A 17,475-nucleotide genomic window follows, 5' to 3' on the forward strand; every position below is an offset into this window, starting at 1 on the left:
GGCGGGAGGCGGCCTACGATCATCGGGTGGCGGAAGAGATCAGGCGGATCGGCATCATGGGCGGCACCTTCGACCCGATCCATCACGGCCACCTCGTGGCGGCCAGCGAGGTGGCGGACCGGTTCGGCCTGGACGAGGTGGTCTTCGTGCCGACCGGTCAGCCGTGGCAGAAGGCGGACACCCCGGTCAGCCCGGCCGAGGACCGCTACCTGATGACGGTGATCGCCACCGCCTCCAACCCCCGGTTCCAGGTCAGCCGGGTCGACATCGACCGCGGCGGCCCCACCTACACCGTCGACACCCTGCGTGACCTGCACCACGAGTACGGTCCGACGGCGCAGCTGCACTTCATCACCGGGGCCGACGCGCTGGAGCGGATCCTCTCCTGGAAGGACCTGGACGAGATCTTCGCGCTGGCCCACTTCATCGGGGTGACCCGGCCCGGCTTCGCGCTGACCGACGAGCACCTGCCCGCCGACACGGTCAGCCTGGTGCAGGTGCCCGCGATGGCGATCTCCTCGACCGACTGCCGGGACCGGGTGGGCCGGGGGGAACCGGTCTGGTATCTGGTGCCCGACGGTGTGGTGCAGTACATCGCGAAACGGCGGCTCTACCAGCGGGAGTCACGCCCGGTAACTCCCACTTCGCCCCAGTAAGCGGCCAGAACTGGCAAGTCGTCTCCGCGCCGGGTGTGAGACGCTTGACGGGTCGCACTGTGGATCGAAGGAGAACGGTGACAGTTTCCGAACGCGCTCACGAGCTGGCGATGGCCGCCGCCCAGGCCGCGGCCGACAAGAAGGCGCAGGACATCGTCCTCATCGACGTGGGCGAGCAGCTCGCCATCACCGACGTGTTCCTGGTCGCCTCGGCCCCGAACGAGCGCCAGGTGATGGCCATCGTCGACGCCATCGAGGAGCGTCTACTGGAGCTGCCCGAGAAGGCCAAGCCGCTCCGCCGCGAGGGCGAGCGGGGTGGCCGCTGGGTGCTGCTCGACTACGTCGACATGGTGGTCCACGTCCAGCACACCGAGGAGCGCGAGTTCTACGCCCTCGACCGGCTCTGGAAGGACTGCCCCCAGCTCCCGTTCGTCGACCGCGACCTGGTCGACGCCGAGGCCGCCGGTTCCGCCGCCGAATGACCCGCCTGATCGTCTGGCGGCACGGCAACACCGACTGGAACGCCACCGGCCGGGTCCAGGGGCAGACCGACGTACCCCTCAACGACCTCGGCCGGGAGCAGGCCCGCACCGCCGCGCCGCTGCTCGCGGCGCTGCGCCCGGACGTCGTGGTCGCCTCCGACCTGCTCCGTGCGGCCGACACCGCCGCCGCGCTCGCCCAGCTCACCGGCCATCCGGTACGCCCCGACGCCCGGCTGCGGGAACGGCACTTCGGGCAGTGGCAGGGCCTCGCCCTGACCGACGCCGCCGAGCGGTTCCCCACCGAGTACGCCCGCTGGCGGGCCGGTGACCCGGATCCGGGAGCGGGCATCGAACCCCTCGACGACCTCGGCAAGCGCGTCGGCGAGGCGCTGCTGGCCGCCGCCGAGCTGGCCGACGGCGGCACGGTCGTGGTCGCCACCCACGGCGGCGCGGCCCGGCAGGGCGTCGGCCGGCTGCTCGACTGGGACCACTCCGTGCTGCGCAGCGTCGGCTCGCTGGCCAACTGCCACTGGACCGAACTACGGCGCAACGACGTCCGGGGCTGGCACCTGCGCGCCCACAACGTCGGCCCGATCGGCCGGCCGGCGCAGCCCGAACCGGTCTGACCCGTCCGACCGCGACGGGCCTGCCCGGCATCGGCTAGCGTGCCGGGCATGCCCGTCGCGGTCGTCACCGACTCCACCGCCTATCTGCCCCCCGAGCCGGCGCGGGCGCATCGGCTGACCGTGGTGCCGCTGACCGTCGTGCTCAACGGCGCGGAAGGGCTGGAAGGGGTGGAGACCTTCCCCGCCGACGCCACCCGGGCACTCGGCGGGCGGCGGGTCTCGGTGAGCACGTCCCGGCCGTCACCCGCGCAGTTCGTCACGACGTACCGGCGGCTGCTGGCCGACGGGGCGGACGGGGTGGTGTCGGTGCACCTGTCGGCCGAGCTGTCCGGCACGGTGGAGTCGGCCCGGCTGGCCGCCGCCGAGGTCGGTGACCGGGTCGCGGTGGTCGACAGCCGGGCCACCGGGATGGGGCTCGGGTTCCCGGCGCTCGCCGCCGCCACCGCCGCGGAGACCGGCGTCGACCTGGCCGGGGTACGCGCCGCGGCGTTGGCCGCCGTCGAACGGACCACCATCTACTTCTACGTCGACACGCTGGAGTTCCTGCGTCGGGGCGGCCGGATCAACGCGGCGGAGGCGCTGCTCGGCACCGCCCTGTCGGTCAAGCCGATCATGCACATGCCGGACGGCACGATCGTGGTACGCGACAAGGTGCGTACCGCCAGCCGGGGGATGGCCCGCCTGATCGACCTGGCGGTCGAGGCCGCCGCCGAGGCAGACGTGGATCTCGGGGTGCACCACCTCGCCGCCCCGCACCGCGCGGAACACCTCGTCGAGGCGCTCAGCGCCCGGCTCGGTGACCGCCTGCACGACACGTACGTCTCCGAGGCCGGCGCGGTGGTCGCCGCCCACGCCGGGCCGGGCCTGGCCAGCGTCGTGGTCCACCGCCGGCCGATTTGAGCGCGGGCGGGCATCGGTCGTTCGACCTGGTCGGACCGTCCCCACTGGGTCCGTCATAGCAGATTCGGCCATGATCAGGCGGTCGTCCACAGCCGACGCCGTCGTCCACAGCCGGCCGCCGCTGGGCTGACCGGGTGCCGTGCTCCGGCCTAGCCTCGCGCCGTGTCCGAGGATGACGAGACCATGGTGCGGCGACGGCTGTACCGGCTGACCGACGGGGTGTCGGCGCTGCGGACGGCGGGGCCGCCGGGTCAACCACCCGGCCCTGGCCGGTCCCCGGGTCGGCCCTCCGATCCTGGCCGGTCCCCGGGTCGGCCCTCCGATCCTGGCCGGTCCCCGGGTCGGCCCTCCGATCCTGGCTGGTCCCCGGGTCGGCCCCTCGGGCCGGGCGGGCTGGGCGATGACGTGGGCGGGTTGGCGATCCGCCCGCCCGCTCTGACCGCGGATGCCGATCCGGTGCCGGGGGGCGGGCTGCCCGGCCCCGGGGTCTTCGACCCCGGACGGCGCGGCGTCCGGGCATTGGCTGCCGTGGCGGTGGTCGTGGTGCTCGGTGCGGGATTCTGGGCCTGGCGGTCCCGACCGCAGGCCGAACCGGTCCGCCCGACGCCCACCGTGGCCGGGCCGGAGGCGTCCGGCGGTTCCGTCCCGGGGCCGGCCGGGCAGCCCACCGGTGAGGTGGTGGTGGCGGTGGCCGGCAGGGTCCGCCGCCCCGGGCTCGTCCGGGTGCCGGCGGGGGCACGGGTCGCCGACGCGGTCGAGGCGGCCGGCGGTGCCCTGCCCGGGGTGGACGTGGCACTGCTCAACCCGGCACGGAAGGTCGCCGACGGGGAGCTGATCCTGGTCGGGGTCACCGCACCACCAGGCGCGGCCGGGGAGGGCTCCGCCCCGGCGGCAGCGCCGGGCGGGGGAGTGCCGAGCGGCAAGGTCAACCTCAACTCCGCCACGTTGGCGCAGCTCGACACGTTGCCCGGGGTCGGCCCGGTGCTCGCCCAACGCATCCTCACCCACCGCGACCAGCAGGGCGGCTTCCGCAGCGTGGGCGACCTGCGCCAGGTCGACGGGATCGGCGACGCCCGGTACGAACAGCTCAAGGACCTGGTGACGGTGTGACCGGCGGCCCCGGCCCGGTGCCCGGCGGCACGCCGACCGCCGACCGGGCTTTCGACCTGCGGCTGGCCGGGCTGGCGGTGGCGGTCTGGCTGACCGCGCTGACCTGCCTGCCCCGCACCGCCCCGACGGCGGTCCTGCTCGCTTTCGGCGCCGCCGTCCTGGCCGCTCTGTTCGCCGCGCACCTGCTCGCGGTCGTGGGCACCCCGGCCGCCCCGGTCCGCCGGTACGGCTGGATCGCCGTCGCCGTGCTGCTCGGGGTGGTCTGCGGCGGCACCGCCACCGCGGCCCGCCTGCACGTCCGCGACGCCGCCCCGGTGCGCGCCCTGGTCGACGACCGCGCCCGGGTCACCGCCGACCTGGTGCTCCGCGACGATCCCCGCCCGGTGCGCGGGGCACCCGGCCGGCCGGCGACCCTGCTCGTCACCGCCGAGTCGACCGCGCTCACCGGCCCCGATGGCCACCGCCTGCGGGTGCCCGTACGCCTGCTGGTGCTCGCCACCGATCCGGCGTGGCGGGGCCTGCTGCCCGGCCAGCGGCTGACCGCGCAGGGCCGGTTGGCGTCGTCCCGCGGTGGTGATCTCACCGCTGCGGTGCTGACCGTGACCGGTCCACCGGTCCGGCGCGGGTCGCCGCCCTGGCTCCAACGCGCCGCCGGCACCCTCCGGGCCGGTCTGCACTCCGCCTGCGCGCCGCTCCCACCCGAGCAGGGCGGTCTGCTGCCCGGCCTGGTCGTCGGCGACACCAGTCGCCTGCCGGCCACCGTGGAGGAGGACTTCCGGGCCACCGGGATGACCCACCTCAACGCGGTGTCCGGTGCGAACGTGGCGATCGTGGTCGGTGCGGTGCTGCTGCTGGCCCGGTGGGTCCGAGCTGGTCCCCGGCTCGCGGCGGTGCTCTGCGGGCTCGCCGTGATCGGCTTCGTCGTCCTGGTCCGCCCCTCGCCCAGCGTGGTCCGGGCGGCCACCATGGGAGCGATCGGGCTGGCCGCGCTGGCCGTCGGGCGTCCCCGGGCGACGCTACCGGCGTTGGCCGCGGCGGTGGCCGTACTCCTGCTGCTCGATCCGGAGCTGGCCGGGGACGCCGGTTTCGCGCTGTCCGTCCTGGCCACCGGTGGACTGCTGCTGCTCGCCCCCGGCTGGCGGGACGGGCTGCGCCGCCGGGGCGTACCGGCCGGGTTGGCCGAGGCGGTCGCCGTTCCGGCGGCGGCGCAGCTCGCCTGCGGGCCGGTGGTGGCGGGCATCTCGGGCACGGTGAGCCTGGTGGCGGTGCCGGCCAATCTGCTGGTGGTGCCGGCCATCGCCCCGGCCACCGTGCTCGGGGTGGCGGCGGCGGTCGTCTCGCCGGTGTGGCCGTCCGGGGCGGAGTTCGCCGCCTGGCTGGCGAGCTGGCCGGTGTGGTGGCTGGTCACCGTGGCCCGGGTCGGCGCCCGGCTGCCGGCGGGCACCCTGCCCTGGCCGGGTGGGGTGCCGGGCGCGTTGCTGCTGGCCGGGGTGACGCTGGGGCTGCTGCTGGCCGTCCGCCGTCCGCTGGTCCGTCGGCTGGTGGCGGTCGGGGCGGTGGCGGTGGTGCTGGGTGTCCTTCCGGTCCGGTTGGTCGCTGGCGGCTGGCCGCCGGACGGCTGGGTGGTGGTGGCGTGCGCCGTCGGTCAGGGCGACGCCCTCGTGCTACCGGAGGCAGCCGGCCGGGCGGTGGTGGTGGACGCCGGGCCGGAACCGTCGGCCGTGGACGGCTGCCTGCGCCGGCTCGGGGTGCGCGAGGTGCCGTTGCTGGTGGTGAGCCACTTCCACGCCGACCACGTCGGTGGGGTGGCCGGGGTGGCCCGGGGGCGGCGGGTGGCCATGGTGCTCGCCCCGGCCATGGTCGAGCCGGTGGCGGGTCGGGAGATGGTGACGGCCGCCGCCGGGACGGCCCGGCGGGTGGTCCCGGCGGCCGGCTGGTCGTACCGGTCGGGAGGGGTCGACCTCGTCGTCCTCGGTCCGCCCTACCTCCTGCGGGGCACCAGGTCCGACCCGAACAACAACTCGCTGGTGCTACGGGCCACGGTGGCTGGTGTCCGGATCGTGCTCTCCGGGGACGCGGAGACGGAGGAGCAGCGGGCGCTGCTGGAACAGGTCCCGCCGGAGGCGCTGCGGGCCGAGGTGCTCAAGGTGGCCCACCACGGCAGCGCCTATCAGGATCCGGCCTTCCTCGACGCGGTCCGGCCGACGGTGGCGCTGGTGCCGGTGGGGGCGGACAACGACTACGGACACCCCAGCGCGGTGATCCTCGACCGGCTCACCCGGTCGGGTACCCGGGTGCTGCGTACCGACACCGACGGCGACGTGGCGGTGGTGCGCCGGGCCGATGGTCGACTGGCGGTGGTCGGCCGGGGACTGCCACCGGGTCGCCGATGACGGCGACCCGCAGTGACCTGCGGCGGATCGCGGCACTAGACCAACAATAGAGGCAAATGTCCATATTTGCGCTGAGTGCGGGGTGGGCCGTCGCCGCCGCTGTCGAGCAGGCACGATCCGTCGCCGGCCGTGCCAAGATGGGCGACGTGACCGGCGTCGACTTCGCTCCTATTCTGCTCGTCCTCGGCGACGAGGAGCTGCTCGCCACGCGCGCGGTGACCGAAGCCGTGGCGAAAGCCCGCAGCGTCGACCCGGACGTCGACGTCCGGGAGTACCAGGCCGGGGCGCTGACAGTCGGTGAGATCGCCGAGATGCTCAGCCCGTCGTTGTTCGGTGGGCGGCGGGTGCTGGTGCTCCGGTCCGCCCAGGACGCCCGCAAGGACCTGGTCGCCGCGCTGCTCGGGTACGCCAGGAACCCCGACCCGGACGTCCAGCTGGTGGCACTGCACCTGGGCGGGGGCAAGGGCAAGGCGTTCGCGGACGGGCTACGCGCCGCCGGTGCGACGGTCGTCCCGGCGGCGAAGGTGAAGGGGCACCGCGAGCGGGTGGCGTTCGTCCGCGAGGAGATCCGCCGGGGCGGGGGTAGATGCACCGACGACGCGGCCGACGCGCTGATCGCCGCCGTCGGTGCCGACCTGCGCGAACTGGCTGCCGCCTGCTCACAGCTGATCGCCGACACCGACGGGAGGATCGGTGCCGAGACGGTGGCCCGGTACTACCGGGGCCGGGTCGAGGTGAGCGGTTTCACCGTGGCCGACGCCACGATGATCGGCGACGTTCCGGCCGCGCTGGAGGCGCTGCGCTGGGCGTTGCACGTCGGGGTCGATCCGGTGCCGATCGCCGACGCCCTCGCCGACGGGGTCCGGACGGTGGCCCGGGTCGCCGCCGCCGGCCGGGGTGACCCCTACCAGCTGGCCAGCAGCCTCGGCATGCCCCCCTGGAAGGTCAAGAACGCCCAGCAACGGTCCCGGGGCTGGACGCCGGAAGGGCTGGTCGAGGCGATGCGGGCGGCGGCGGAGTGCAACGCGGCGGTCAAGGGCGGTGCCGACGACCGGGGGTACGCCCTGGAGAAGGCGGTCTTCTCGGTCGCTGCCGCCCGGCGGGGCAGCGCCCGGTGACCCGCCCCGCCCGCCCGCCGACGGACCTGGCCCGTCCGGTGACCGGGCACGGCCGGCGGGGGTGGTCGACCGTGCCGACGGACGACCAGCGCTACCGACCGCTCTACGCCCGGCTGCTCGGGCTGCGCTTCGTCAACCCTGGTGGGGTGCTCTGCTTCGTCTTCTTCGAGGGCGCGGTGGCGCTGGCGGTGCTGCTCGCCCTGGCCGAGCTGGTGAACTGGTGGGCCGTCCCGGTGCTGCCGCTGGCGGTGGCCGTCATGGTGAAACTCAACGACGTCGTCGCCGAGCGGGTGATCCACTCGGCGGCGTTGGTGCCGGAGCAGGAGCGGGACCGGTTCCGGCGGCAGGTCGAGCCGGTGATCGGCCGCGCCCGGGTGCCGACCACCCGCCCCGGCGTGCTGCTCACCACCGCGCGTGCGCCGTGGGAGCCGGCCGACCCCGCCCCCCGCGCACTTCCCGGCAGCACCGCTGAGGGTGCCCGGCGCGGTCACCGGCCGTCGTGGTGATCGATCGCCGGCTAGGGCGATGGTCACCGACCGTGGTGGTAATGCCGGCGGGATGATGGCGATCGGCGATGGTCACCGACCGCCGTCATGATGCCGGTGACGGTGTGGAGGCCGGCGTTGGTGGTGGTCGCCGGCCGAGGGGACGGCCGTGAGCCCCGGAGCAGCGCTCCGGGGCTCACGATCAGGTCTGGGTCGCTCGGTCAGGCCGAGAGCGAGCCGACGCGCTTCGAGATGGCCGACTTCCGGTTGGCCGCCTGGTTGGCGTGGATGACGCCCTTGCTGGCGGCCTTGTCGAGCTTGCGGGCGGCGTCACGCATCAGGGCGGTGGCCTTCTCGGCGTCACCGGCCTCCGCAGCCTCGTGGAACTTCCGGATGGCGGTCTTCAGCGACGACTTGACCGACTTGTTACGCAGCCGGCGCTTCTCGTTCTGCCGGTTGCGCTTGATCTGGGACTTGATGTTCGCCACGCGACAGCCTCGTCTTGATAGCTCGGTTTGGTCTGCAACTTCCGCGCGCGACGAGCATGCGTCATCGCCACGCGAAAACCCAGGCTACCAGGTCGCCGAGCGGAAGTGAAAACGCCCCCACCGGCGGCCGGTGGGCCAGCGCCAGGGCCTGTCGGGCCAGCGCCAGGCCGCCGGGCCAGCGCCACCGAGGCCCGGGCGGTGAGCGCCGGGCCAGCGCCACCGAGGCCCGGGCGGTGGGCGCCGGGCCGCCCCCTGTGGGTCAGCGCCAGCCCTGGCGGGCGGCGAGCCAGCCGAGCGCCTGCTCCCCGCTGAACCGCCGGTGCGCCCACAGCAGCGGGGACGCCCCTGCCGGATCCGGGACGGCGACCTGCCCGCCCGGTGACGTGCCAGCCACCGGGGGCGGGCCGGCGGCGGTGAGGTAGTAGCCGGCGAGCGCGGCCAGCGTCACGTCCAGGGCGTCGGGCGGAGCGCCGGCCGCTGCCGGGTGGGTGGCGAAGACCGCGTCCAGGTCCACCCCGGCGGCGTACCCGGTGATCAGGAGGCCGGCCAGGTCGAACCAGGCCGGGCCGTGGCAGAGCCAGTTCCAGTCGCAGAACCAGGCCCGCCCGGCCGGGTCCAGCAGCACGTTGTCCACCCGCAGGTCGCCGTGGACCAGGCCGGACGCGGCCGCCGCGTACCCGGGGAGCCGGGATTCCAGCGCGACGAGTTCGGGCAGCCGGTGGCGGGCCGGCGGGGGGAGCGGGGGCACCGGCTCGCGCCCGGCGGCCACCTCACCCCACCAGAGGATGTCGGTGCGGGCCAGGTCGGCCAGCCGGGGCAGGCCGAGCCCGGTCAGCGCGGGCGGCGGGGCGGCCAGCGCGGCGGCGACCTCGGCGTACCCGTCGAGCACGGCGGTCAGCTCGGCCGGTTCCCAGGGCAGTCGGGGCGTCCGCCCGTCCAGGGCGTCCAGGCCGACCGCGTACCAGCCGGCCGCGGCGAGCGCCCAGTGCGGCCGGGGGACCGGCAACCCGGCCGGCAACCGGTCCAGGACGGCCAGCTCCCGGGCGTACCAGTCGGCCAGGTGGCGCTGGCGGGCCAGATCGGCGGCCTTGACGAAGATCCGCTCACCGGTGGCCGTCTCCAGCACGGCGGCGAAGCCGCCGGTGAAGCCCGCGGTGGCGGTCCGGGCGGTGACCACCGTCGCGCCGAGTCGGGCGGTGACCGCCTGCCGGAGGTCGTCGGGCAGGTCACGCCAGTCGGGTCGCACGGCGGTCCGGTGGTACGGCGGCAGGGTGGCGGACACCCCACCATCGTGCCCGCTGCGGCCCGGCGCGGGCAGGGCCGGCGCGGGCAGGGCCGGCGCGACCCGGCGCGGGTAGGGCCGGCGCGACCCGGATGGGGTGGGTACGGCCCGGGGTGGGACGGGACCGGTCGGGGCGGGGTTCTGGGAGACTGCGGGGCCATGAGGACCGATGACTTCTGGCAGTTGATCGACCAGGCCCGCAGCGGGGCCGGGGGAGAGGCGGACGCGGTCGCCGCCCGTGCGGTCGCCCTGCTCGCCGAGCGCGCCCCCGAGGACATCGTCGGATACGCGCACCACCAGCAGCGGGTGCTGGCGGCGTCCTACCGGGTCGACCTGTGGGGGGCGGCCTACCTGATCAACGGGGGCGCCTCCGACGACGGGTTCGAGTATTTCCGGGGCTGGCTGATGACCCAGGGGCGGGCGGTCTTCGCCGCCGCGGTGGCGGCCCCCGACTCGTTGGCGGAGCTGCCCCGGGTCCGGTCGGCCGCGCTCAGCGGCGAGGAGTTCGAGTGCGAGGACATGCTGGCGGTGCCGTGGGAGGCGTACCGGAAGGCCACCGCGACCGACCTGCCGGCGGAACGGGACCGGGTGCCGGTGCCCGACCTCAACGACTTCTGGGACTTCGACGACGAGGAGGAGGCCCGCCGCCGGTTGCCGAAGCTCGCCGCCCTCTTCGTCGAGCCACCCGAGGAGTGAGCCACCCGGCACGTCGAGCCACCCGAGGAGTGACCGGACCGGTTCCGGAGCGACGTGGGAGCATAGAGGGGGCCGGCGGCGTGCCGGCCCGTCCACGTCAGCCGACCAGAACGGACCGCTGTGCCACCGACGCTCGATCCCGGCGCGAACGCTCCTGGTGCCACCGACCCGGCGCGCATCCGGAACTTCTGCATCATCGCTCACATCGACCACGGCAAGTCGACCCTGGCTGACCGGATGTTGCAGCTCACCGGTGTGGTCGACCCGCGACAGATGCGTGCGCAGTACCTCGACCGGATGGACATCGAGCGCGAGCGCGGCATCACCATCAAGAGTCAGGCCGTCCGGATGCCGTGGACGATCCGGGAGGGCGAGCGGGCCGGTGAGCAGGCCGTCCTCAACATGATCGACACCCCCGGCCACGTCGACTTCACCTACGAGGTCTCCCGGTCGCTGGCCGCCTGCGAGGGGGCGTTGCTGCTGGTCGACGCCGCCCAGGGCATCGAGGCGCAGACGCTGGCCAACCTCTACCTCGCGCTGGAGAACGATCTCCGGATCATCCCGGTGCTCAACAAGATCGACCTGCCGGCGGCCCAGCCGGAGAAGTACGCCGAGGAGCTGGCCCACCTGATCGGCGGCGACCCGGCCGACTGCATCAGGGTCTCCGGCAAGACCGGCGACGGGGTGCCGTACCTGCTCGACGAGATCGTCCGGCAGTTCGTCCCGCCGGTCGGTGACGCCGACGCCCCGGCCCGCGCGATGATCTTCGATTCGGTGTACGACGTCTACCGGGGCGTGGTCACCTACGTCCGGGTCATCGACGGCCGGATCGGCGCCCGGGACCGGATCAAGATGATGTCCACCGCCGCCGTGCACGAGCTGCTGGAGATCGGGGTCATCTCCCCCGAGATGGTCAAGGCCGACGCGCTCGGTGTCGGCGAGGTGGGCTACCTGATCACCGGCGTGAAGGACGTCCGCCAGTCCCGGGTCGGTGACACCGTCACCATCAACGCCCGGCCGGCGACCGAGGCGCTCGGCGGTTACAAGGACCCGAGGCCGATGGTCTACTCCGGCCTCTACCCGATCGACGGTTCGGACTATCCCAACCTGCGCGAGGCGCTGGACAAGCTCAAGCTCAACGACGCCGCGCTCGACTACGAGCCGGAGACCTCCGGGGCGCTCGGCTTCGGCTTCCGCTGCGGCTTCCTCGGCCTGCTGCACCTGGAGATCATCCGGGAGCGGCTGGAGCGGGAGTACAACCTCGACCTGATCTCCACCGCGCCGAACGTGGTCTACCGGGCCATCACCGACGACGGCCAGGAGATCGTGGTGACCAACCCGAGCGAGTACCCCACCGGCAAGATCGCCGAGGTGTACGAACCGATCGTGCGGGCCACCGTACTCACCCCGAACGACTACGTCGGCGCGGTGATGGAGCTGTGCCAGGGCCGGCGGGGCAGCCTGCTCGGGATGGACTACCTCTCGGCCGACCGGGTGGAGCTGCGCTACACCCTCCCGCTCGCCGAGATCATCTACGACTTCTTCGACCAGCTCAAGAGCCGTACCAAGGGCTACGCCTCGCTGGACTACGAGCCCTCCGGCGAGCAGGCGTCCGACCTGGTCAAGGTGGACATCCTGCTGCACGGCGAGCCGGTGGACGCGTTCAGCGCGATCGTGCACAAGGACAAGGCGTACACCTACGGCACGACGATCGCGGCGAAGCTGCGCAACCTGATCCCGCGCCAGCAGTTCGAGGTGCCGATCCAGGCGGCGATCGGCAGCCGGGTGATCGCCCGGGAGACCATCCGCGCCATCCGCAAGGACGTGCTCGCCAAGTGCTACGGCGGTGACATCAGCCGTAAGCGCAAGCTGCTGGAGAAGCAGAAGGAGGGCAAGAAGCGGATGAAGATGGTGGGCCGGGTGGAGGTGCCCCAGGAGGCCTTCATCGCCGCGCTCTCCTCGGACTCCGGCGACGCCAAGCCGGCCGGCAAGAAGTAGCAGGCCGGCCGTCGGCACGCGCCTGCCCGGTGTCGTACGGATGAATTTCGCTGCCCGCCGTGGCGCTGCGCGCGGGCCGGTGTGGGCCTTCTGAGCTGCGCGGAAATCAACGTGCGGCGAACCGACGCAGCGGTGTCGGATCGACGTGCGGCGACATGGGTGGTGCTGAGTCGGTTTGGTTTTCCGGCGGGTCGGGAACCTAGCTGTCACGACAGGAACCACACATACCGTGTGACTCAATCTTCAGGAGGAGGGCGACCGTGGAGTTCACCGTCTGGGGCATCATCACCGCGCTCGTTGTTGGTCTCATCGTCGGCGCTCTGGGCCGTCTGGTCGTGCCGGGCCGCCAGAACATGCCGATCTGGCTGCACATGCTGATCGGCGTGGGCGCCGCCCTGCTGGGCACCGTGCTGGCCCGGGCGATGGGCATCGCCACGGAGACCGCCGGCATCGACTGGACCGAGCTGCTGGTGCAGGTCGTCCTCGCCGCCATCGCCGTGGCCCTGGTGGCCGGCGTGGGTCGCCGCCGCGGCGTCAGCCACCGCTGACCAGTCGTACCGCATCCGCTCAGCGGGCGCCCGCACCCCTCGGGGTCGGGCGCCCGTCCGCGTCCGCGCCCGGGTGCCGGCCGGCGCCTGACGATCTCGACCGGATCGTTATCCGAGCCGGTTTGGAAATTCTCCGCTTCGGGAACCTAACGATCACCACAGCACCAACAACTCACCGAATGACATATCGAGAGAAGGAGGACGGTCGTGGAGTTCACCGTCTGGGGCATCATCACCGCGCTCGTCGTCGGCCTCATCGTCGGCGCGCTGGGCCGCCTGGTCGTGCCGGGTCGGCAGAACATGCCGATCTGGATGCACCTGCTGATCGGCGTGGGCGCCGCGCTGCTGGGCACCGTGCTGGCGCGGGCGATGGGCATCGCGACCGTCACCGCCGGGATCGACTGGGCCGAGCTGCTGGTGCAGGTCGTCCTCGCCGCGATCGCGGTGGCCCTGGTGGCCGGCGTGGGCCGGCGTCGGGGTGTCAGCCACCGCTGACCCGCCCGCCGGTCGCTGACCGGCCGCCACGTACCACCCAGCGGATGCCCGCCCCCGGTTCGGGGGCGGGCATCCGCTCGTCCGCGTCCGGCTGCCGGGTCCGACCGGCTCTGGCGGGGCTGCCTGAGCGACCCCCGGCTGCGATACCGTCGCCTCGCCGGACGCTCCCGGCGGGCGTCAGCGGCGGCCGGCAACGGTCCGTAGCCGGACGGGCACCACCCCCTGTCGTAAAGGAAATTTTCCTACTAGGGTGCGGCTGAGAAGGTTAGTGCCGGACGGTGCGAGGGAGAAGTGGCGTGAACAGGTGGAAACGGCTGGCTCCGGTCACCGCCGTCGTGGCCTCGGCCGCGATGGTGCTCGCCGGTTGCGGTGGTTCCGGCGACGACGAGGCCGCCGACGACAGCAAGCTGACGGTCTGGATGATGGGCGAGGGCAGCGCCGCCCAGACGTCGTTCCTCGACGACGTGGAGACCGAGTTCCGGCAGCGGCACCCCGACACCGACGTGGTGGTCCAGTACGTCCCCTGGTTGGAAGCGCCGAAGAAGTTCCAGGCGGCGCTCGCCGGCGGCGACGGCCCGGACGTCACCGAGCTGGGCAACACCGAGACCCAGGGCTGGGCGGCCCAGGAGGCGCTCGCCGACGTCTCCGGCCGCTTCGGCAGCTGGGCCGAGGGCAAGGACGTCCTGCCCGACCTGGTGCGCAACGCCCAGCTCGACGGCAAGCAGTACGGCGTCCCCTGGTACGCCGGCGTGCGTGCCGTCTACTACCGCACCGACTGGTTCGCCGAGGCCGGCGTGCAGCCGCCGAAGACCTGGGACGAGCTGGTCTCGGTCGCCAAGGCGGTGCAGGCCAGCAAGCCCGGCACCTACGGCATCGCCCTGCCCGGCAACTCCGAGCTGCCGTTCTACTCCTTCCTCTGGGGCGCCGGCGGCGAGATCGCCACCGACCAGGGCGGCACCTGGAAGTCCGGTTACACCAGCCCGCAGGCGCAGCGGGCGGTGAAGTTCTGGACCGACCTGGTGACCGTGCACAAGGTCGCCCCGCCCGCCGCCGCCGGCTGGAACGAGATCGACGCGCGGACCCAGTTCGCCACCGGCAAGGCGGCGATGGCCTTCGCCGGTAGCTGGCAGGCCGGTGCGATCAAGAAGGACAACCCCGAGATCGAGAAGGTCTGGGGCACGTTCCCGATCCCCGGCCCGGACGGCGAGCCGGCCCCGGCCTTCGCCGGTGGCTCCGACCTCGCCCTCTGGCGGGACAGCAAGCGGCAGGATCTGGCCTGGGACTACCTGACCGTGCTGCTGAACAAGAAGAACGCCCAGACCTTCGCCAGCAGCCTGGGATTCTTCCCGGTCTATGCCGACCTGGTACGGGGCGGGAGCTACGCCGACGACAAGCTGATGGCGGCGTTCGCCAGCACCATGCAGCGCACCCGGGTGACCCCGCTGACCCCGAAGTGGGTGGAGGTCAGTCGGACCAGGACGGTCACCCAGGCGATGAACAGCTCGGTGATCAAGGGGCAGAAGTCGGTCGAGCGGGCCACCGCCGACGCCGCCGCCGAGATGGAAAGCATCCTCAACGCCAAGTGAGCACCCTGACCGAGCGCACCCGGACGGACGCCGCGCGGGAGACCCCCGCGCGGCGGCGGTCCCGGGTGGACCGCCTGCCGTACCTGCTCCTGCTGCCCTGCCTGGTGGTGGTCGGGGTGCTGCTGCTCTGGCCGTTGGGCCAGGTGGTGGTGATGTCGTTCTTCAAGCTGGACAACGTCCGGCAGCTGCGCGGCGACCGGGAGTGGCCGTTCGTCGGGTGGGCCAACTACACCCAGATCCTCGGTGACCCGTTCTTCCGTACGGTGCTGCGTAACACGGTGCTCTTCGCGGCGGCGAACGTGCTGCTGACGATGGTGCTGGGCACCCTGGTCGGGCTGCTGCTGCACCGGCTCGGCCGCCGGATGGCCACCTTCGTGGCCAGCTGCGTGATGCTGGCCTGGGCCACCCCGGCGCTGACCGGCACCATCGTCTGGAAGTGGATCTTCGATGACACCTCCGGCCTGGTCACCTGGGCGTTCAACGCCCTGCCGGACAGGACGTCGCAGGCGCTCTTCGGCCGCACCGACTGGTCCGGCTACGGCTGGTTCAACGCGCCGCTGCTGTTCTTCGCGATCCTGACCCTGGTGGTGGTCTGGCACTCGTTCCCGTTCATCGCGGTGAGCGTGCTCGCCGGGCTCAAGAGCGTGCCGGACGAGCTGCACGAGGCGGCCCGGGTCGACGGGGCCGGGCCGTGGACGGTGTTCTGGAAGATCACCTTCCCGTTGCTGCGACCGGTCTTCGGCATCCTCGTGGTGCTCTCCACGATCTGGGACTTCAAGGTCTTCACCCAGCAGTTCGTGCTGGCCGGCGGCACCCAGGACCGGCCGACGTTCATGCTCTCCCTCTACTCGTACGCCGAGGCGTTCTCGCCGCCGCCCAGGTACGGCGTGGGTTCGGCCATCGCGGTCATCCTCACGCTGATCCTGCTGCTGGTGACCGGCCTCTACGTCCGGATGGTGCTCAGGCAGGAGGACGGGCCGTGAAGAAGGAGGACGGGCCGTGAAGAAGGAGGACGGGTCGTGAAGAAGGTCGCCCTCAACGGCGCCGGCCTGCTGGTGGCGCTGTTCGCCGCGTTCCCGGTCTACTGGATGGTCGCCACCTCGCTGAAGCCGAACCGGGAGATCTTCTCGGCCACCCCCCGGCCGGTGCCGGCGCACCCCACCCTGGAGCACTACCGGGAGATCCTCACCGGCAACCTGATCCCCGGCGTGACCTTCGCCGACTTCTTCGGCAACAGCGTGCTGGTGGCGGTGAGCACCGTCCTGCTCAGCGGCCTGGTCGCGCTGCTGGCGGCGACGGCGGTGGCCCGGTTCCGGTTCCGGCTGCGGACCAGCTTCCTGATCATGCTGCTGGTGGTCCAGATGATCCCGCTGGAGGCGCTGGTCATCCCGCTGTTCCTGATGATCCAGCGGCTCGGCCTCTACAACACCCTGCCCAGCCTGGTCCTGACCTACCTGGGCTTCTCGCTGCCGTTCGCGGTGTGGATGCTGCGCGGCTTCGTCGCGGCGGTGCCGAAGGAACTGGAGGAGGCCGCCGCGATCGACGGGGCGAGCCGGTCGCAGATCTTCCGGAAGGTCCTCTTTCCGCTGGTCGCGCCCGGACTGGTGGCGACCAGCATCTTCTCCTTCATCACCGCCTGGAACGAGCTGATCTTCGCGCTGACCTTCGTCAACGACCAGAGCCGGTACACCCTGCCGGTGGCGATGACGTTCTTCTTCGGCCGGGACGACACCGCCTGGGGTTCGGTGATGGCGGCCTCCACCCTGTTCACCCTGCCGGTGATCGTCTTCTTCCTGCTGGTCCAGCGGCGGATGGTCACCGGCCTGGTGGCCGGCGCCGTCAAGGGCTGAGATGGCCACCGGCCTGGTGGCGCGCCGTCAAGGGCTGAGGTGGCCACCGGCCTGCTGGCCGACGCCGTCGAGGGCTGAGGCGCACGGCGGCCGACCGCCGGGGGTCGTAGGCTGAGATCATGACGGGCAGGGTGGCGGCGGTGAATATCGGCGTGGTGACCGAGGCGCGGTGGGCGGGCGCCGCGAGCGGGCGCAGCGGCATCGACAAACGGCCGGTCGACGGCCCGGTGTCGGTGCGCGCCGACGGCGTGGCCGGTGACTTCATCGGCGAGCGTGCCCACCACGGCGGCCCCGACCAGGCGGTCTACGCCTACGCGCAGGAGGACGCGCGGTGGTGGGCGGCCGAGCTGGGCCGCGACGTCCGCCCCGGCGGGTTCGGGGAGAACCTGACCACCTGGGCGGTGGACGTGACCGACGCGGTGATCGGTGAACGCTGGGCGGTCGGGTCGACGCTGCTCCAGGTGACCAAGCCGCGTACCCCGTGCACCACCTTCGCCGGCTTCTGGGGGGTGCCCGACCTGATCAGGCGGTTCACCGTCGGGGCCAGGCCGGGAGCGTACCTGCGGGTGCTGCGGGCGGGCGTGGTCACCGCCGGGGATCCGGTCGAGGTGGTGGACCGCCCGGCGCACGGGGTGACCGTCGGCGAGGTGTTCCGGGCGATGAGCCTGGAGCCGGAGCTGCTGCCCCGGCTGCTCACCGCCGACGAGCTGCCCGGGCCGACGATGGACAAGGTCCGCCGCCGGTTGAAGGCCCCCGGCTGAC

18 protein-coding genes are annotated in these 17,475 nt (G+C 73.1%); 16 read left to right on the top strand and 2 right to left on the bottom strand.

The window, feature by feature from the left end; all coding sequences use genetic code 11:
• Window positions 1-26: 26 nt before the first annotated feature.
• From nadD to GA0070623_RS24960, 8 genes are all read left to right on the top strand, one after another.
• Complete coding sequence (gene nadD / locus GA0070623_RS24925; protein ID WP_067312498.1) at window positions 27-656, top strand: nicotinate-nucleotide adenylyltransferase; 630 nt, start codon at window positions 27-29, stop codon at window positions 654-656.
• A gap of 77 nt (window positions 657-733) precedes the next feature.
• A complete protein-coding gene (rsfS, locus tag GA0070623_RS24930) occupies window positions 734-1,138 on the top strand; it encodes a ribosome silencing factor (RefSeq protein ID WP_067312500.1) in 405 nt (134 codons plus the stop codon).
• Window positions 1,135-1,764 (top strand): histidine phosphatase family protein, encoded by a 630-nt coding sequence (locus GA0070623_RS24935; protein WP_067312502.1) that lies wholly within the window; start codon window positions 1,135-1,137, stop codon window positions 1,762-1,764. The genes rsfS and GA0070623_RS24935 overlap by 4 nt, the downstream gene beginning before the upstream one ends.
• Window positions 1,765-1,812: 48 nt before the next feature.
• Window positions 1,813-2,664 (top strand): DegV family protein, encoded by an 852-nt coding sequence (locus GA0070623_RS24940; protein WP_067312504.1) that lies wholly within the window; start codon window positions 1,813-1,815, stop codon window positions 2,662-2,664.
• A 162-nt stretch (window positions 2,665-2,826) separates the two neighbouring features.
• Window positions 2,827-3,774: a ComEA family DNA-binding protein gene (locus GA0070623_RS24945; RefSeq protein WP_089004176.1), complete on the top strand. Its 948-nt coding sequence runs from the start codon at window positions 2,827-2,829 to the stop codon at window positions 3,772-3,774.
• On the top strand, window positions 3,771-6,167 hold the full coding sequence (locus tag GA0070623_RS24950) for a ComEC/Rec2 family competence protein (RefSeq protein WP_067311208.1): 2,397 nt from the start codon (window positions 3,771-3,773) through the stop codon (window positions 6,165-6,167). The genes GA0070623_RS24945 and GA0070623_RS24950 overlap by 4 nt, the downstream gene beginning before the upstream one ends.
• Window positions 6,168-6,304: 137 nt before the next feature.
• On the top strand, window positions 6,305-7,285 hold the full coding sequence (holA, locus tag GA0070623_RS24955; RefSeq protein WP_067311210.1) for a DNA polymerase III subunit delta: 981 nt from the start codon (window positions 6,305-6,307) through the stop codon (window positions 7,283-7,285).
• A 71-nt stretch (window positions 7,286-7,356) separates the two neighbouring features.
• Window positions 7,357-7,791: a hypothetical protein gene (locus GA0070623_RS24960; RefSeq protein WP_231932541.1), complete on the top strand. Its 435-nt coding sequence runs from the start codon at window positions 7,357-7,359 to the stop codon at window positions 7,789-7,791.
• A 200-nt stretch (window positions 7,792-7,991) separates the two neighbouring features.
• Here the strand turns inward: GA0070623_RS24960 and rpsT are convergent, their stop codons facing one another.
• Both rpsT and GA0070623_RS24970 read right to left on the bottom strand, forming a co-directional pair.
• Window positions 7,992-8,258 (bottom strand): 30S ribosomal protein S20, encoded by a 267-nt coding sequence (rpsT, locus tag GA0070623_RS24965; RefSeq protein WP_067311213.1) that lies wholly within the window; start codon window positions 8,256-8,258, stop codon window positions 7,992-7,994.
• Window positions 8,259-8,517: 259 nt separating this feature from the next.
• Window positions 8,518-9,540 (bottom strand): phosphotransferase family protein, encoded by a 1,023-nt coding sequence (locus GA0070623_RS24970; protein ID WP_067311216.1) that lies wholly within the window; start codon window positions 9,538-9,540, stop codon window positions 8,518-8,520.
• 159 nt (window positions 9,541-9,699) lie between these two features.
• Here GA0070623_RS24970 and GA0070623_RS24975 point away from each other — a divergent pair, with 159 nt between their 5' ends.
• The 8 genes from GA0070623_RS24975 (at window position 9,700) to GA0070623_RS25010 (ending at window position 17,474) form a co-directional block, all read left to right on the top strand.
• Window positions 9,700-10,236 (top strand): DUF4240 domain-containing protein, encoded by a 537-nt coding sequence (locus GA0070623_RS24975; RefSeq protein ID WP_067311219.1) that lies wholly within the window; start codon window positions 9,700-9,702, stop codon window positions 10,234-10,236.
• 120 nt (window positions 10,237-10,356) lie between these two features.
• Window positions 10,357-12,234: a translation elongation factor 4 gene (gene lepA / locus GA0070623_RS24980; protein ID WP_067311222.1), complete on the top strand. Its 1,878-nt coding sequence runs from the start codon at window positions 10,357-10,359 to the stop codon at window positions 12,232-12,234.
• A gap of 260 nt (window positions 12,235-12,494) precedes the next feature.
• Entirely contained in the window at window positions 12,495-12,782 is a 288-nt protein-coding gene (locus tag GA0070623_RS24985) for a GlsB/YeaQ/YmgE family stress response membrane protein (protein ID WP_067311224.1), read from the top strand.
• Window positions 12,783-12,989: 207 nt separating this feature from the next.
• The gene (locus GA0070623_RS24990; protein WP_067311227.1) at window positions 12,990-13,277 is read left to right on the top strand and encodes a GlsB/YeaQ/YmgE family stress response membrane protein; all 288 of its coding nucleotides are present in this window, start codon (window positions 12,990-12,992) and stop codon (window positions 13,275-13,277) included.
• A 296-nt stretch (window positions 13,278-13,573) separates the two neighbouring features.
• Window positions 13,574-14,863 (top strand): sugar ABC transporter substrate-binding protein, encoded by a 1,290-nt coding sequence (locus GA0070623_RS24995; RefSeq protein ID WP_067311230.1) that lies wholly within the window; start codon window positions 13,574-13,576, stop codon window positions 14,861-14,863.
• A complete protein-coding gene (locus tag GA0070623_RS25000; protein WP_067311233.1) occupies window positions 14,860-15,846 on the top strand; it encodes a carbohydrate ABC transporter permease in 987 nt (328 codons plus the stop codon). Before GA0070623_RS24995 ends, GA0070623_RS25000 begins: the two co-directional genes overlap by 4 nt.
• Window positions 15,847-15,882: 36 nt before the next feature.
• The gene (locus tag GA0070623_RS25005) at window positions 15,883-16,713 is read left to right on the top strand and encodes a carbohydrate ABC transporter permease (RefSeq protein ID WP_067311237.1); all 831 of its coding nucleotides are present in this window, start codon (window positions 15,883-15,885) and stop codon (window positions 16,711-16,713) included.
• Window positions 16,714-16,832: 119 nt separating this feature from the next.
• Entirely contained in the window at window positions 16,833-17,474 is a 642-nt protein-coding gene (locus tag GA0070623_RS25010; protein WP_067311240.1) for an MOSC domain-containing protein, read from the top strand.
• Window position 17,475: the final 1 nt, after the last annotated feature.

It is taken from the genome of Micromonospora rifamycinica (genome assembly GCF_900090265.1).
GTDB classification, from domain to species: Bacteria; Actinomycetota; Actinomycetes; order Mycobacteriales; family Micromonosporaceae; genus Micromonospora; species Micromonospora rifamycinica.

Bases quoted from the DNA above. Each gene is read 5' to 3' on its own strand.
- GA0070623_RS24935 (WP_067312502.1), top strand. From the start codon at position 1,135: ATGACCCGCCTGATCGTCTGGCGGCACGGCAACACCGACTGGAACGCC.
- GA0070623_RS24940 (WP_067312504.1), top strand. From the start codon at position 1,813: ATGCCCGTCGCGGTCGTCACCGACTCCACCGCCTATCTGCCCCCCGAG.
- holA (WP_067311210.1), top strand. From the start codon at position 6,305: ATGGGCGACGTGACCGGCGTCGACTTCGCTCCTATTCTGCTCGTCCTC.
- GA0070623_RS24975 (WP_067311219.1), top strand. From the start codon at position 9,700: ATGAGGACCGATGACTTCTGGCAGTTGATCGACCAGGCCCGCAGCGGG.
- GA0070623_RS25010 (WP_067311240.1), top strand. From the start codon at position 16,833: ATGACGGGCAGGGTGGCGGCGGTGAATATCGGCGTGGTGACCGAGGCG.